We start from the raw sequence: 13,000 nt of genomic DNA on the forward strand, positions 1-13,000 counted from the left end.
ACCTCGCGCCTTCGAGGACCTCGGGCGGCGAGCTCCAGCCGACGGCGGCACCGCGCGTCGCCGCGAGGGCCCGCACGAGCCTGACGAGACCCGGACCCGACAGCAGGGTCTCGACCGTGAGCCTGCCCTCGGCGGCCATCAGGGCCGACCAGGGCATCTTGTCGTCGGGCTCGCAGGGGCCGAACCCGATGTGCCCGGCCTCGGTCGTCTGAATCAGGAGGCGGTCGCCCGCCGGGATCAGGACGGCCGCGCCCAGGCCCGTGCCCGGCCCCAGGACGAGCCGTGGCCCGACCCCTTCGACAGCCGGCCCGATCCGCGCCAATTCGGCCGGGTCGTCCGGGTCGAGGACGGTGACGGCGGCGGCGAGCGGCACGTAATCGTTGACCAGCCGCACCGCTTCCAAGCCGAACGCCTCGCCGATCCCGCCAGGGTCGAACCGCCACGGCGCGTTGGTCAGACGCGTGATGCCAGGGGTAATCCGCCCCGCGACGGCGAGGAAGGCCGAGCGCGGCCGGACCGCGTCCTGTCGGTCGACATAGGCCCGAATGGCGTCGACCGGGCCGGGGAAGCCGGCCGTCGGCACCTTCCGGATCGGGCCTGGACGTCCTCCCGGCTCCGGAAGGATTGAGTAGCGGACGTAGGTGCCGCCGATATCGGCCAGCAGCACGGGATGCGGCAGCGTCACCCTCAATCCTCCGAGGTGATGCCCGGAGGCGTCGCGGCCGTTCGGGCCTTGACGGGCCTTGAGGCTGAGGATGTAGTCGATGACCGCGTCCATCTCGTCCCGGTCGAGTCTCACGCTCGGCATCCGCTGGTGATGGCTCTGCAGGAATACCGCGAGCGCCGGACCGGTCGTCGACGGCATGTTGGCGACCCGCAGAAAGGCCGGGCCAGCGAACGCGCCGGGCTGCGAGGCGCGGCCGATGACGTGGCACTCGCTGCAGAGCTGCGCGGCGATCGCCCGCCCACGGACGCGATGGTCTTCCTCGGGACCGGCGACAGAAGCGCCGATGCAAGCCGCCAGGAGGGCGGCCAGAACGGCCGCGCGGGTGGCGGCCGGCTGAATCGTCATGGCCGCCTCGCGATGCGGAGCAGTGCAACGGCGGTCGCGATGGCCACGCCACCGAGCGCGACGTGCGCCCAGGTCGCGCCGTCGTTCGCCACGAACCCGAGCGCCCAGGGCGCGACGAGCGTCCAGGCCCCGGCGATCAGCACAGCCCTTTCGAGCACCGCCCGGAAGCGGATCTGATTGGCGCCGTAGAGCGTGACGATGAGCAAGCCCGGCACGAGCGCGGACCCGGCCGCGCGGGCATGATCGGTGAAGACCAGCACCCACGCCGTCAGCACCAGCGCGACGCCGGCGGCGTGCTGAAGGCCGCCGATCAGGATCTCTTGCGTCCGCCAAGTCGGTGATGACGTGGCCGCATCGAGTTGAGACATGGTCTGCCTCCGGGATGTCACGCGTGGACCTCGGCGATGATGCAGCCGGGGTCGATGACCTCGTTGACGGGCGCCAGGACCGTGAGGCGGCCGCTGGTCGGCGAGGCGATGTCGTGCAAGGCCTCGCCGATGCGCACGGTCGCCACGGCCTCTCCGGCCCGCACAAGCGCCCCGTCCGTCACGAACCACCGCTCCAGAATGCCTTCGGGCTGCATCCCCGTTGACCAGAGCTCCTCGGCAACATGCACGTCGGCCATGGTCACCTCCGAGATCCCGGCGCCTGGTTCGCGGCGCTCCGGTGAGGAAATGCCGTTCCGTGAGGGACGGCGTTGATCTCGGTCAAAGGCGCCTCAACGCCTGCCCACTAGCGCTAGGCCAAGGACGCGCTCGCCTTATCAGGCAGGCTCGGGCCGCCACGCTCACCCGGGGCCGTGCATGCTCCTCGCCATGACGGCCAGCGTCGTCCTCGTCACCACCACGATCCTGGTGCTCTACGAGACATTGCGGCTGACCTCGGAGCACCTGTCCGAGCTGCCGGTCCCGCCCCGCGCCCGGATTCTCGCCGTGGTGCTGATGACCTTCGTCGGTCACACCGTCGCGGTCTGGATCTACGCCGGCGCCTACTGGCTTCTCGTGCTCCGCCTCGGCGTCGGCGCCTTCGCAGGCGCGCCGGTCACCTCCTTCGAGGATTGCCTGTACTTCTCCGTGGTCGCCTACACCTCACTCGGCTTCGGCGACCACTTCCCGACCTCCCATACGCGGCTGCTCGCCGGCGTCGAGGCGCTCAACGGCCTGCTCCTGATCGGCTGGTCCGCGTCGTTCACCTACCTGGCGATGGAGCGATACTGGCCACTGCACGGCAAGGCGCACGCGCATCGAACCGCGCGGACAGGCCACGACAACGGGCCCGAACCGGGTCGGGAACGCCTCTTCCCGCCGGCACCAGGGGCCTGATCGCTTGTCGAGCCTTGCGCTGGATCAAGGCCGCCGCTCCCGCGGGCACCCACCGTCTCCGCAATATCGCAATACGAGGCGCGCCATGCACAAGTACCTGGTCACCTTCCACAAGGTCGTGCCGGACGACATCGGCCACGAACACACCGCCATCCAGCGGCAGACCGTCGTCTCCGCCCACTCGGAGGCTGCCGCCGCCTGCGCGGCCCAGGCGCTGTCCTGTCAGACGGCGGGTATCGTCGACTGGCGCATGCGGGCCGACACCTGCGAGGTGGCCGAGCTCGACGGGCAGGCGGCGTGAGGAGGCAGAAATGAGCCACGGACTCACCGAACCCGTGCGCTGGGAAGGGCGGCAATGGGCCGTCACTGGCTACGGCATCGAGGCGCTCGACGGCATGTACCACATTCCGTTCTCCGAGATCCCGGACGCCGAGGCCGGACGGCCGGAATGGTTGGACGGTCTATGGCGGCGCTACGGGACGGATCGCAACGACCTGGACGCGGCCCTGAGGGTCGCGCGCGCCCTTCGGGGCGAAGAAGCCGGCGTGAAGCCGGTGGCATGAGCAACTCGTCACGTGCCGCGGCCAGGGAGGTCGATGATCCGGAGGTGGCGCGCACCGCCGTCGGTCCCTCGAAGCCGCGCCTACTGCGGGTGCTCGGGCCCGGCCTGATCACCGGCGCCTCCGACGACGATCCCAGCGGCATCGCCACCTACGGCCAGGCCGGGGCGCAGCTCGGCTACGGCCTGTGCTGGACCATGATCTACACCCTGCCGTTGATGGCGGCAGTGCAGATGGTCTCCGCCCGGATCGGGCGGACCACCGGCCATGGCATCGCCGGCGTGCTGCGCGAGCACTACCCGGACAGCCTGCTCCAGGCCGTGGTGTTCCTCCTGCTCACCGCCAACGTCCTGAATCTGGGGGCCGATCTCGGCGCGATGGCGGACGCGCTCGACCTGCTCCTCCCGGGGCCACGCTGGCTCTACGTCGTGCTCTTCGCCGGCGTCTGCGCCTTCATGCAACTCGTCCTACAGTACACGCGCTACGTCGCCGTCCTGAAATGGCTGACGCTCAGCCTGTTCGCCTATCTCGGCGTGGTGATCTTTGCCCGCGTCTCTTGGTGGGATCTCGGCTTGGCCCTGGCGGTACCAAGGGTCGACTTCAGCGGCACCGGCCTGACTACTCTCGTGGCCCTGTTCGGGACCACGATCAGCCCATACCTGTTCTTCTGGCAGGCCGCGGAGGAAGCCGAGGACCTGAACGCCTTCCCGCGCCGGCGCGACCTCCTGCACGCACCCGAGCAGGGTGGCGCCGCGCTCCACCGCATCGGGGTCGACACGCTCGTCGGCATGGCCTTCTCGAACCTCGTGGCGCTCGCCATCATGGTCACCACCGCCGCCGTGCTGCACCCGCGCGGCATCATCGACATTCAGACCTCGGCCCAGGCCGCGGAGGCGCTCCGCCCGCTGGCCGGCCCGTTGTCCGCGACGGTCTTCGCGCTCGGCATCGTCGGGACCGGACTTCTGGCGGTTCCGGTGCTTGCGGGTTCGGCGGCCTACGCCGTCGGCGAGGCGCGGCGCTGGCCGGTGGGCTTCGGCCGACGCATCCTTGAGGCACGCGCCTTCTACGGGACGGTGGCGCTCGCCACCCTGGTGGGCATGGTCATCAGCCTGGGCGCGGTCGATCCGATCCGGGCGCTCTACTGGAGCGCGGTGGTCAACGGCATCATCGCGGTGCCTGTCATGGCCGTGATGATGCTGGCCGCGTCCCGCTCCGACATCATGGGCGCCTTCGCGGTGCGTGGGCCGCTGCGGCTGCTCGGATGGATCGCGACCGCCTGCATGCTGCTCGCTGTCCTGGCCATGTTCGGCACGGTCACGCTGCTTTGACCCAGCGCAAAGCGGACGGATCCGCCCGATCCATCCTCGCCCCATCGCAACCGGAAATGGGAATCGGGCGATGGAGAACGGAACGGAGGGGCGGCCGGTCGTGCTGGTCGCCGAGCCGCAGGCGCTTCCGGGCATGTGGCTGGAGGACTCCCTCGCGGACGCCGGCTGTGCGGTGAGCGGCCCCTACGGAACCGGCGGCGATGCCATTGGAAGCCTCGACACGAAACGTCCGGACTTCGCCGTGGTCAGCGTCGACCTGAACGAGGGGCCGTGCTTCCCGCTGGCCTGCGCCCTGCGCCGGAGGGGCATCCCCTTCGCCCTGATTGCCGGGAACGCCCGGGTCCCGAAGGCCTTCGCGGACGTGCCGCTGCTCGGCCGGTTATTCGATGCCCGGGACATGGTCTCCGCCGTGACCGCCGGCTGCGCCGTCCCGGGCTGCCCCCGGGCATGCCCGATGCTGGGTCGTATCACGGCCGGGCAAGAGCTTGCGCTGGATCAATGTCCGACCGCCTGCCGCGCATAGCCTCGGGCTCGGCCAGGCGCGACCTGGACCTCATCGAGGAGACTTACGATGGGCGACAAGCTGATCCGCCAGAACGTCATCGACGAGCTCGACTTCGACCCCAGCATCGACGCCGTCCACATCGGTGTCGCCGTAGAGAAGGGCATCGTCACCCTGACCGGTCACGTCGCCAACTATGCGGAACGTGTGACCGCTGAACAGGCCGCGCAGAAGGTGCGCGGCGTCCGCGGCGTCGTCGAGAAGATCACGGTGCGCTTCGCCGGCGAGACCCCGCCGCGCGACGAGGACCTGGCGCAACGCGCGGTGCAGATGCTCGATTGGTCCGCGACGGTGCCCAAGGATGCCGTGCAGGTGAAGGTCCAGACCGGCTGGGTGACGCTCTCCGGAAAGGTCGACTGGCAGTACCAGAAGGAAGAGGCCTACCGGTCGATCAAGCGGCTCGCCGGCGTGACCGGCATCATCAACAACATCGAGGTGGCGCCGAAGGCGAGCGCGCCCGACGTTCGCGCGAAGATCTTGGCGGCGCTCAAGCGGAACGCCGAACTTGAGGCCGACGCCATCAAGGTGACGGTCAAGGACGCCAGGGTCGTCCTGGAGGGCAGGGTCAACGCTTGGCACGAGCGACGTCTCGCCGAGACCGCCGCGTGGTCGGCTCCGGGCGTGCGCGCCGTCGAGGACCACCTCACGCTTGGCTGAAACCATCGGAGTGGGCGAGGCCGCAAGGGCCGCCCGCACCCGTTCCATCGCCTGCCGACCCGGAGACGTTCCATGACCTACGCGAACATCATGGTCGCCGTGGACCTGACGGACGGGGCGCGAAGCCGCGTGCGCCTGGCCGCGCACCTTGCCGACGACTTCCACGCCCGTTTGACCGGCGTCGCGGCGGAGATGCCGGATTATAGCTGGGCTCCGGCCGGCCCGACGCCGGGAGGGTCGTCCGGCATCCCCTCGATCCAGGAGGCGGTCCTGAACGACCTCCGGGTGGCCCACGAGGCCTTCGAGGAAGCCGCCGGCGGACGCAGCCGCGTCGAGTGGCGCTCCAACCTCGATTTCCCGCTGGCGTTCCTGGTCGCCCAGGCGGCGGCCGCCGACCTCGTGGTGGTCGGCCGAAGGACGGACCCCGGGCCCGCGCTGTTAGCGGTCGATCCGGCCGACGCGGTCATGCATCTTGGACGCCCAGTGTTGGTGGTGCCGCCGGGCGTCGACCATCTCGACGCCAAGCGCGTCGTGGTCGGCTGGAAGAACACCCGCGAGGCGCGCCGCGCGGTGCTGGACGCGCTGCCGTTCCTGAAGCGGGCGTCCGAGGTGCTCGTCGTCTCCGTCGACGATGGCGCCGGCTCCGAGGGTCAGGACACCCTTCGTCTCCTCCAGGCGCACGGCGTCTCAGCCATCCGCGTCAGACACGATGCCCTGGGTGCCTCGACCTCCGAGGCACTCGTCGAAGCGGCCACCGAGCACGGGGCCGACCTGATCGTCGCGGGCGCCTACGGTCACGGGCGCCTCCGCGAGTGGGCGTTCGGCGGCGTCACTCGGGAGTTGCTGGCCTATGCCCCCCTCTGCTGCCTGATGAGCCATTGATGCCCGGCATCATGCGGAGCACCACGTCATGTGCAGCCCTCCTGGTTCTCGCCGCGGTCGTGGTAAGCGCGTCGCCAACTCAGGCGCGACCGACGGCCGGCTCGCCTGATGCGAAAGGGACGTTCGTCGAGCCTGCAAACGCGCCCCATCGGCATTGCGCAGGGTCCTGCCTGAGAAGCGGGGCCCTGCAGTGGTTCTGCAAGCCCCACCAGACTTGCAGCCTGGATTGCGGCACGGCGCCTCCTCGCATGCACTGCCACGAGCCGAGGCGTTGAGAGCGGGGCCGCCGAGGTCTCGCGACGGGCCAACCCCGGAAAGGCCGTCCTGCAAGCGCGATACGTCAGTGGGCCATGAGTACCGGGATGCGCGCGTGCTCGACCACATGCCGGGTGACGCCACCGAGCAGGAACTCGCGCACGCGGCTGTGGGTGTAGGCACCTATCGCCAGCAAGGAGGCGTTCCGGCGCTCGGCCTCGTCCAGAATGGCCGCGCCGACCGAGATCCCATCCCCGACCGGCAGGGTGACGGCCTCGGCCACGATGCCGTGCCAGCGCAGGTAGGCGCACAGGTCCGCGGCCCGCGTTTCCTCGAAGCGTTCCGTCCTCGCATGCACGACCGTGACGCGGGCGGCCTCGTGCAGCAGCGTGATGGATTGCCCGATCAGGCGTGCCGCTTCGAGACTGCCGTTCCAGGCGATCACGACGTGTTCGAGGAGGTCGTACGGGACTACCTTGCCAACCATCAGCGTCGGTCGTCCGACCGAGAACAGGGCCGTGTCGAGCGCTCGCCCGGTGAACGAGCGCGCCGGATCGGGTCGGTCGACGATGATCAAGTCGTTCACTCGCCCGGCCAGCGTCAGGAGCGGCTCGACCTCGCCCGACAGCTCCGTCCAGGTCGCGAAAGTGGCGTCCAGGCGCTCGGTCTTGGCGACCAGCGGAACGCCCTCGCGTCCGCACCAGCCCTCCAGGGCCGCCTTGCCTTCGGCCGCGGCCTCGCGCACGCCCCGCTCGATGGCCTCGATGGTCGCGCAGTCCATCGGCATGACGCTGGCCAAGCTGGCGATGCCGGCCATGCTGGCTATGACATAACCCGGGTCCGGCGCCATGAAGGCGACCCCAATGTGCGCGTGCAGGCGCCGCCCAAGGCGAAGGGCTGCGTCCAGGTGGCGGGTGACATCGATGCCTGGGGCTGTGGGGACGAGAAGACAGCGGAGGTACATCGAGACTCTCCCTCAGCGTTCGAGCGACTTCATGTAGGCGATCAAGTCCTGCGCCTGGTCAGGGTCGAACCGGAACTCGGGCATGCTCGGATGACCGGTGCGGATGCCTTCCGTGAGCGCCTCGCCGAGATCCTCGACGGGGTAGCGCTTGTGCAGTTCGCGGAAGGGAGGCGCGGCGCGCAGCGGGCTCGCCCCGACACGCCCGACGGCGTGGCAGCGGGCACAGTTGGTCCTGGCGAGGGACTCGCCCTGCTTGACCTGCCGGTCCCAGGCCTGGGCGGAGCCGGTGCCGATAAGGATGGACAGCAGCACCAGAGCGCCCGCGTGGATGGTGGTCGCCGAGGGCATCAGTGGCTCATCAGGCAGCAGACGGGGGTCGATTGCAGGACTTCGCGGGTGGCGCCGCCGAAGGCCCACTCGCGCAGCCGGCTATGCCCGTAGGCGCCCATCACGATGAGGTCCGCGTCCTCCCGCCCGGCGAACCGAAGGATCTCGTCGGCGGGGCCGATCTCCGGCTTGCGCAGCAGGTGGGTCGTGGCCTTGATTCCGTGCCCGGACAGGTACTCGGCCGCGCCCTCGGCGCCCACGTGCTGCGCGTCCGGTCCCACGGCTACCACGCAAACCTGCTCGGTCTGTCTCAAGAACGGTAAAGCGTCGTGAAGGGCTCGACGGGCCTCGGGCGTATCCTTCCAAGCCACCACGACCCGCTTGACCGCGAGGTGTTCGATGCCCGGCGGGACCACCAGCACCGGACGCCCCACCTCCATCAGCAGCCCCCCGGTGGAGACCGCCATCGGACCGGCATCACCGTCCGCAGGTCCCTGCCGGCCGACGACCACGAGGTCGGCGGTGCGCGCCTGCGCACCGAGGAAAGCCAACGGATCGGTCGGTGCGGAGCGCCAGCTCGTCTTAGGCGCCTGCCCGGCCTCGCGCTCGAAAAGCGCTTTGGCCTCCGCGAGCTGCTCATCGGTCAGGCGCTCCTCAAGGGCCCAGACACGCTCGACCTCCAGCATGTCGCCGACCGGCATGGGTCCGAGGACCGGACGTGCGGCGACGCCGGTCAGCTTGGACCCGAACTGTTGGGCGAGGCCGGCCGCCAATTGGACTCGGTCCGCCGCCGCGGGCCCGAGGTCGACCGAGACCATGATGTTGGAGATCTTCATGACCACCTCCCTTGGCCGGGCTGCCGGCGCGATGGAGGTACTCTGGCCCCGGTTCGAGGGGACGACCTTGATCCATCGCAAGGGCACTCGATGGGCAGTTCAAATGCCGCGGACGAGACCGGTTCAGGGTACGAGAACGGCGGCGCCCTGGAGGGCGCCGGACCGGTGGGCGGCGATCGCCGCGTTGGCCTGGACGAGCGGGAACGTGCGCGTGCGGGTGACGATGCCGGCCCGCGGCACGAGCTCGAAGAAACCGCGTGCATCCGCGCGGGTGAGGTTCGCCACCGAGCGCACCGAACGCTCCTCCCAGAGCAGTTCGTAGGGGAAGCGCGGGATGTCGCTCATGTGGATGCCGCCACAGACCACGCATCCGCCCCTGCGCAACTCCGCGAGTGCGGTCGGCACCAGCCGGCCGTCGGGTGCGAAGATCAAGGCCGCGTCCAGCGGCTCGGGCGGCGCCTCGTCCGACCCGCCGGCCCATTCAGCCCCAAGGGAGCGGGCGAAGTCCTGGGCTTTCCGGTCGCCCGGTCGGGTGAGCGCGAACACGCGGCGGCCCTGCCACCGGCAGACCTGGGCGACGATGTGCGCGGCCGCCCCGAAGCCGTAGAGCCCCACAGTGTCGGCGTCCTCCGCCATCCGCAGCGTGCGCCAACCGATCAGCCCTGCGCAGAGGAGCGGCGCTGTCGCGACCGGGTCCAGGCTTGTGCCGAGCGGGATGGTGAAGGCGGCCTCGGCCAAGAGATGGGTGGCGAACCCACCGTCGCGGGTGCAGCCGGTGAAGCCGGGGGCATCGCACAGGTTCTCCCGGTCGGTTTTACAGTAGCGGCAGTGGCCGCAAGCGTGCCCGAGCCAGGGCACCCCGACGCGTTGACCCGGGGCCGGATCGGTCACGCCTTCGCCGATAGCCTCGACGATGCCGACGACCTCGTGGCCGGGCACGATGGGGTAGACGGCCCGCGGAAGCTCGCCGTCGATGACGTGGAGGTCGGTTCGACAGACCGCGCAGGCCTCAACCCGGATGCGGACCTCGCCGGGGCCGGGAATTGGGTCGGGCCTCTCCTCCGGCACGAGGGGACCGCCGATCTCCTGCAGGACCATCGCCAGCATCGGCAACTCCCCGTCATGCGAGCGTCAGGCGGTCCTCGACGGCGCGGACGCCGGGCGCCGACCACGCGGCACGCTCGGCGAGCTTGCGCTCGCTCCAGACGTCGACGCAGCCGTCCAGGATCACCTTGTCCCCGTCCACGTGGACGCGGATGGTGTCGGGATCCCGGGCGCTGCGCCTCAGGGCGGCGAGGATCCTGTCCTTGACCTCGGTGGGTCGGACAGGCGGCTTCACCGCGATGAGGTTGACGATGTCGGTGACGCCGGTGAGCCGCCGCAGCGCCTTATCGACCGCCGCCTTCTGGTGGTAGTGCGGCACGCATCCTTTGAGCGTGACGCAGCCCTTCTCGACCTTGAGCGAGACCGACCGCTCCGGGATCTGCACGTCCCACTCCAGAACCCGGGCGCACCGCTCGGCCAGGGCCTCGTCGCCGACGCGCGGATTTTCCGGATACCGCACCTCGATCCGCTCGATCACGGCCCGGACGCCGCGCACCCGGAGCGTGACGCGCTCGGCGATGCTCTTCTCGGCGTAGTTCCGGACGTGGCCGGTCAGCGTCACGACGCCGTCGTCGACCGCGACGCCGATCTGCGCCGCGTCGACCATGGGGGCGTATTCCAATTCGTCGAGCACGTGACGGCGTACGGTGATGTCGTCCATCGCGGGTCTCCTCGATTCGCCGGGATTTCTTTCAGAGAGCCAGCCAAAGCAGCGCGGGCGTCACCACCGAGGCCGCGATGGCGAGCGCCAGCGCCTGCAGGCTGCCGATAAACCGGTAGCGCGCCGCGTCCGTGACGACCCGGGGTTCGGAGTCGTTCGTCGGTGCCAGCATGACCGGCACCCGCGCGCGGCGTACCGTCGTGATGAAGGTGGTTCGAAGCACCAGGGCCATCGTTCGCTCCCGTCCTGCTGACGGAAGGCATCCTGCCGGCCTTCCGGGGAGCCGCCTTGATCCAGCTCAACGCCGCTAGCCTCGGCTGCCTGCACGGTCGTCCGGGATCCGCAGCCGGGAGGCCGACATGGACGCGAGGCGCGAGCCGACGAAGACCCGCCAGGAACGCCGCGATGGCGGCCGTGCGGACGACGGTCACGACCTGGCCTTCGTGCCGGGGCCGCTCGGGCCCGACAGCCTCAGGCGGATCGACAGCTACTGGCGGGCTGCGAACTACCTGTCGGTCGGCCAGATCTACCTCATGGCCAACCCGCTCCTGCGCGAACCGCTCAGGCCCGAGCACGTCAAGCCAAGGCTTCTCGGGCACTGGGGCACGACACCGGGCCTCAACTTCATCTACGTCCACCTGAACCGGGTCATCCGGCAGCGCGACCTCGACATGATCGCGGTCTGGGGGCCGGGTCACGGCGCGCCGGGGCTCGTCGCCAACGCCTACCTGGAGGGCACCTACAGCGAGATCTACCCCGACGTTGCGCGGGACGCGGAGGGGATGGAGCGCCTGTTCAGGCAGTTCTCGTTTCCCGGGGGCATACCGAGCCACGCCTCGCCGGAGCTGCCCGGCTCCATCCACGAGGGCGGCGAGCTCGGCTATTCCTTGGCTCATGCGTTCGGCGCTGCCCTGGACAACCCCGGCTTGATCGTCGCCTGCGTGGTCGGCGACGGCGAGGCGGAGACGGGGCCGCTCGCCGCGTCGTGGCACTCCAACAAGTTCCTGAATCCGACCACCGATGGAGTCGTACTGCCGATCCTGCACCTCAACGGCTATAAGATCGCCAACCCGACGCTCCTCGCCCGGATGCCCGCGGATGAGCTTCGCAGCCTCCTCGTCGGGTACGGCTACGAGCCGACCTTCGTCGAGGGCGACGAGCCGGCCGGCATGCACCAGGCCATGGCGACGGCCCTCGACGCGGTCCTCGACAAGATCCCAGCCATCCGGCACTCCGCGCGCTGCGGCGAGGCCCGGCGACAGCGCTGGCCGATGATCGTGCTGCGCAGCCCCAAGGGTTGGACGGGACCGAAGGCCGTTGACGGCAAGCCGGTCGAGGGAACTTGGCACTCGCATCAGGTTCCCGTCGCGGCCACGCGGGAGAACCCGGAGCACCGCGCGATCCTGGAAGCCTGGATGCGCTCCTACCGACCGGAGGAGCTGTTCGACGAGGACGGCTCGCTCGTTCCGGAACTCGCCACCCTGGCGCCGAAGGGGCCGCGGCGCATCTCGGCCAACCCGCACGCCAACGCGCTTAAGAGCGCGCCCTTGCGGCTGCCGGACATCATGGACTTCGCCGTCTCCGTGCCGGGACCTGGCCGCTCCCGAGCCGAGGCCACCCGCACGCTCGGCGGCTACCTGCGGGAGGTCCTGTCCCTGAACAAGGACGCCCGCAACTTCCGGATCATGGGTCCCGATGAGACCACCTCGAACCGGCTTTACGCGGTGTTCGACGTGACGGGGCGCGTCTGGCAGGAGGCGACCCTGCCGGGCGACGACCACCTTCAGCGCGACGGCCGGGTCATGGAGGTGCTGAGCGAGCATCTCTGCGAGGGCTGGCTCGAAGGCTACCTGCTCACGGGCCGGCACGGCCTGTTCGCGACCTACGAGGCCTTCGCCCACGTCGTCGATTCGATGGTGAACCAGCACGCCAAGTGGCTCAAGTCCTCGCGCGACCTGCCCTGGCGACGACCGGTGCCATCCCTGAACATCTTGCTCTCGTCCCACGTCTGGCGGCAGGACCACAACGGCTTCAGCCACCAGGATCCGGGCTTCATCGACTTCGTGGCGAACAAGCGCGGGGATACGGCGCGGATCTACCTGCCGCCGGACGCGAACACCCTGCTGTGCGTCACGGATCACTGCCTGCGAACCTATGACCGCATCAACGTCGTCGTGGCCGGCAAGCAGCCGGCGCTGCAGTGGCTGACCCTGGACGAGGCCGTCACGCACTGCGCGGCCGGCATCGACATTTGGGACTGGGCCTCGAACGAGGGGAACACGGAGCCCGACGTTGTGATGGCCTGCGCGGGCGACGTGCCGACGATGGAAACGCTCGCCGCGGTGGATTGGCTGCGCCGGCACGTCCCGGAACTCAGGGTCCGGGTCGTAAACGTGGTCGACCTGATGACGCTGCCGGCGCCCGAGACGCATCCGCACGGTCTCGACGACCCGACCTTCGACAGCCTGTT

17 protein-coding genes are annotated in these 13,000 nt (G+C 69.9%); 8 read left to right on the forward strand and 9 right to left on the reverse strand.

Translation table 11 applies throughout. The features are described from left to right. The 3 genes from ACLBYG_RS30720 to ACLBYG_RS30730 all read right to left on the reverse strand — a co-directional run. Positions 1 to 1,072 (reverse strand): glucokinase (locus ACLBYG_RS30720; RefSeq protein ID WP_447683973.1); only part of this gene is annotated, 1,072 nt, incomplete at its 3' end. Then, entirely contained in the window at positions 1,069 to 1,440 is a 372-nt protein-coding gene (locus ACLBYG_RS30725; RefSeq protein ID WP_331298356.1) for an SPW repeat protein, read from the reverse strand. The genes ACLBYG_RS30725 and ACLBYG_RS30720, both read right to left, overlap by 4 nt. A 17-nt stretch (positions 1,441 to 1,457) precedes the next feature. Continuing rightward, positions 1,458 to 1,697 (reverse strand): biotin/lipoyl-containing protein, encoded by a 240-nt coding sequence (locus tag ACLBYG_RS30730; protein WP_447683974.1) that lies wholly within the window; start codon positions 1,695 to 1,697, stop codon positions 1,458 to 1,460. A 178-nt stretch (positions 1,698 to 1,875) separates the two neighbouring features. Here ACLBYG_RS30730 and ACLBYG_RS30735 point away from each other — a divergent pair, with 178 nt between their 5' ends. From ACLBYG_RS30735 to ACLBYG_RS30765, 7 genes are all read left to right on the forward strand, one after another. Next, a complete protein-coding gene (locus tag ACLBYG_RS30735; RefSeq protein WP_091981038.1) occupies positions 1,876 to 2,394 on the forward strand; it encodes a potassium channel family protein in 519 nt (172 codons plus the stop codon). 85 nt (positions 2,395 to 2,479) lie between these two features. Then, on the forward strand, positions 2,480 to 2,695 hold the full coding sequence (locus ACLBYG_RS30740) for a hypothetical protein (RefSeq protein WP_447683975.1): 216 nt from the start codon (positions 2,480 to 2,482) through the stop codon (positions 2,693 to 2,695). A 10-nt stretch (positions 2,696 to 2,705) separates the two neighbouring features. Continuing rightward, positions 2,706 to 2,957 carry a hypothetical protein gene (locus ACLBYG_RS30745; RefSeq protein ID WP_091682895.1) on the forward strand — a complete coding sequence of 84 codons (252 nt, stop codon included), beginning with the start codon at positions 2,706 to 2,708 and terminating at the stop codon, positions 2,955 to 2,957. Further along, positions 2,954 to 4,282: an NRAMP family divalent metal transporter gene (locus tag ACLBYG_RS30750; RefSeq protein WP_447683976.1), complete on the forward strand. Its 1,329-nt coding sequence runs from the start codon at positions 2,954 to 2,956 to the stop codon at positions 4,280 to 4,282. The genes ACLBYG_RS30745 and ACLBYG_RS30750 overlap by 4 nt, the downstream gene beginning before the upstream one ends. Before the next feature lie 70 nt (positions 4,283 to 4,352). After that, positions 4,353 to 4,805, forward strand: a complete 453-nt coding sequence (locus ACLBYG_RS30755; protein ID WP_091927965.1) for a histidine kinase — start codon at positions 4,353 to 4,355, stop codon at positions 4,803 to 4,805. A gap of 48 nt (positions 4,806 to 4,853) precedes the next feature. Then, complete coding sequence (locus tag ACLBYG_RS30760; RefSeq protein WP_447683977.1) at positions 4,854 to 5,501, forward strand: BON domain-containing protein; 648 nt, start codon at positions 4,854 to 4,856, stop codon at positions 5,499 to 5,501. A 72-nt stretch (positions 5,502 to 5,573) separates the two neighbouring features. Then, positions 5,574 to 6,383: a universal stress protein gene (locus ACLBYG_RS30765; protein WP_447683978.1), complete on the forward strand. Its 810-nt coding sequence runs from the start codon at positions 5,574 to 5,576 to the stop codon at positions 6,381 to 6,383. Between the two features lie 340 nt (positions 6,384 to 6,723). Here the strand turns inward: ACLBYG_RS30765 and ACLBYG_RS30770 are convergent, their stop codons facing one another. The 6 genes from ACLBYG_RS30770 to ACLBYG_RS30795 all read right to left on the reverse strand — a co-directional run bounded on the left by ACLBYG_RS30770 (position 6,724) and on the right by ACLBYG_RS30795 (position 10,762). Further along, positions 6,724 to 7,602, reverse strand: a complete 879-nt coding sequence (locus ACLBYG_RS30770) for a universal stress protein (RefSeq protein ID WP_447683979.1) — start codon at positions 7,600 to 7,602, stop codon at positions 6,724 to 6,726. A 12-nt stretch (positions 7,603 to 7,614) separates the two neighbouring features. Beyond that, positions 7,615 to 7,950: a c-type cytochrome gene (locus tag ACLBYG_RS30775; protein ID WP_091981025.1), complete on the reverse strand. Its 336-nt coding sequence runs from the start codon at positions 7,948 to 7,950 to the stop codon at positions 7,615 to 7,617. Further along, a complete protein-coding gene (locus ACLBYG_RS30780) occupies positions 7,950 to 8,765 on the reverse strand; it encodes a universal stress protein (protein ID WP_132368304.1) in 816 nt (271 codons plus the stop codon). Before ACLBYG_RS30780 ends, ACLBYG_RS30775 begins: the two co-directional genes overlap by 1 nt. Positions 8,766 to 8,888: 123 nt before the next feature. Next, on the reverse strand, positions 8,889 to 9,872 hold the full coding sequence (locus tag ACLBYG_RS30785; protein ID WP_447683980.1) for a zinc-dependent alcohol dehydrogenase family protein: 984 nt from the start codon (positions 9,870 to 9,872) through the stop codon (positions 8,889 to 8,891). Between the two features lie 13 nt (positions 9,873 to 9,885). Next, positions 9,886 to 10,530 (reverse strand): BON domain-containing protein, encoded by a 645-nt coding sequence (locus ACLBYG_RS30790; protein WP_447683981.1) that lies wholly within the window; start codon positions 10,528 to 10,530, stop codon positions 9,886 to 9,888. A 31-nt stretch (positions 10,531 to 10,561) separates the two neighbouring features. Next, positions 10,562 to 10,762, reverse strand: coding sequence for a hypothetical protein (locus tag ACLBYG_RS30795; protein WP_447683982.1), 201 nt, complete (start codon positions 10,760 to 10,762; stop codon positions 10,562 to 10,564). 127 nt (positions 10,763 to 10,889) lie between these two features. Here ACLBYG_RS30795 and ACLBYG_RS30800 point away from each other — a divergent pair. After that, positions 10,890 to 13,000 (forward strand): phosphoketolase family protein (locus ACLBYG_RS30800; protein ID WP_447683983.1); only part of this gene is annotated, 2,111 nt, incomplete at its 3' end.

The organism is Methylobacterium sp. D53M (assembly GCF_053345625.1).

Bases quoted from the DNA above. Each gene is read 5' to 3' on its own strand.
- ACLBYG_RS30725 (WP_331298356.1), bottom strand. From the start codon at position 1,440: ATGTCTCAACTCGATGCGGCCACGTCATCACCGACTTGGCGGACGCAA.
- ACLBYG_RS30730 (WP_447683974.1), bottom strand. From the start codon at position 1,697: ATGGCCGACGTGCATGTTGCCGAGGAGCTCTGGTCAACGGGGATGCAG.
- ACLBYG_RS30735 (WP_091981038.1), top strand. From the start codon at position 1,876: ATGCTCCTCGCCATGACGGCCAGCGTCGTCCTCGTCACCACCACGATC.
- ACLBYG_RS30740 (WP_447683975.1), top strand. From the start codon at position 2,480: ATGCACAAGTACCTGGTCACCTTCCACAAGGTCGTGCCGGACGACATC.
- ACLBYG_RS30745 (WP_091682895.1), top strand. From the start codon at position 2,706: ATGAGCCACGGACTCACCGAACCCGTGCGCTGGGAAGGGCGGCAATGG.
- ACLBYG_RS30750 (WP_447683976.1), top strand. From the start codon at position 2,954: ATGAGCAACTCGTCACGTGCCGCGGCCAGGGAGGTCGATGATCCGGAG.
- ACLBYG_RS30755 (WP_091927965.1), top strand. From the start codon at position 4,353: ATGGAGAACGGAACGGAGGGGCGGCCGGTCGTGCTGGTCGCCGAGCCG.
- ACLBYG_RS30760 (WP_447683977.1), top strand. From the start codon at position 4,854: ATGGGCGACAAGCTGATCCGCCAGAACGTCATCGACGAGCTCGACTTC.
- ACLBYG_RS30765 (WP_447683978.1), top strand. From the start codon at position 5,574: ATGACCTACGCGAACATCATGGTCGCCGTGGACCTGACGGACGGGGCG.
- ACLBYG_RS30770 (WP_447683979.1), bottom strand. From the start codon at position 7,602: ATGTACCTCCGCTGTCTTCTCGTCCCCACAGCCCCAGGCATCGATGTC.
- ACLBYG_RS30775 (WP_091981025.1), bottom strand. From the start codon at position 7,950: ATGCCCTCGGCGACCACCATCCACGCGGGCGCTCTGGTGCTGCTGTCC.
- ACLBYG_RS30780 (WP_132368304.1), bottom strand. From the start codon at position 8,765: ATGAAGATCTCCAACATCATGGTCTCGGTCGACCTCGGGCCCGCGGCG.
- ACLBYG_RS30785 (WP_447683980.1), bottom strand. From the start codon at position 9,872: ATGCTGGCGATGGTCCTGCAGGAGATCGGCGGTCCCCTCGTGCCGGAG.
- ACLBYG_RS30790 (WP_447683981.1), bottom strand. From the start codon at position 10,530: ATGGACGACATCACCGTACGCCGTCACGTGCTCGACGAATTGGAATAC.
- ACLBYG_RS30795 (WP_447683982.1), bottom strand. From the start codon at position 10,762: ATGGCCCTGGTGCTTCGAACCACCTTCATCACGACGGTACGCCGCGCG.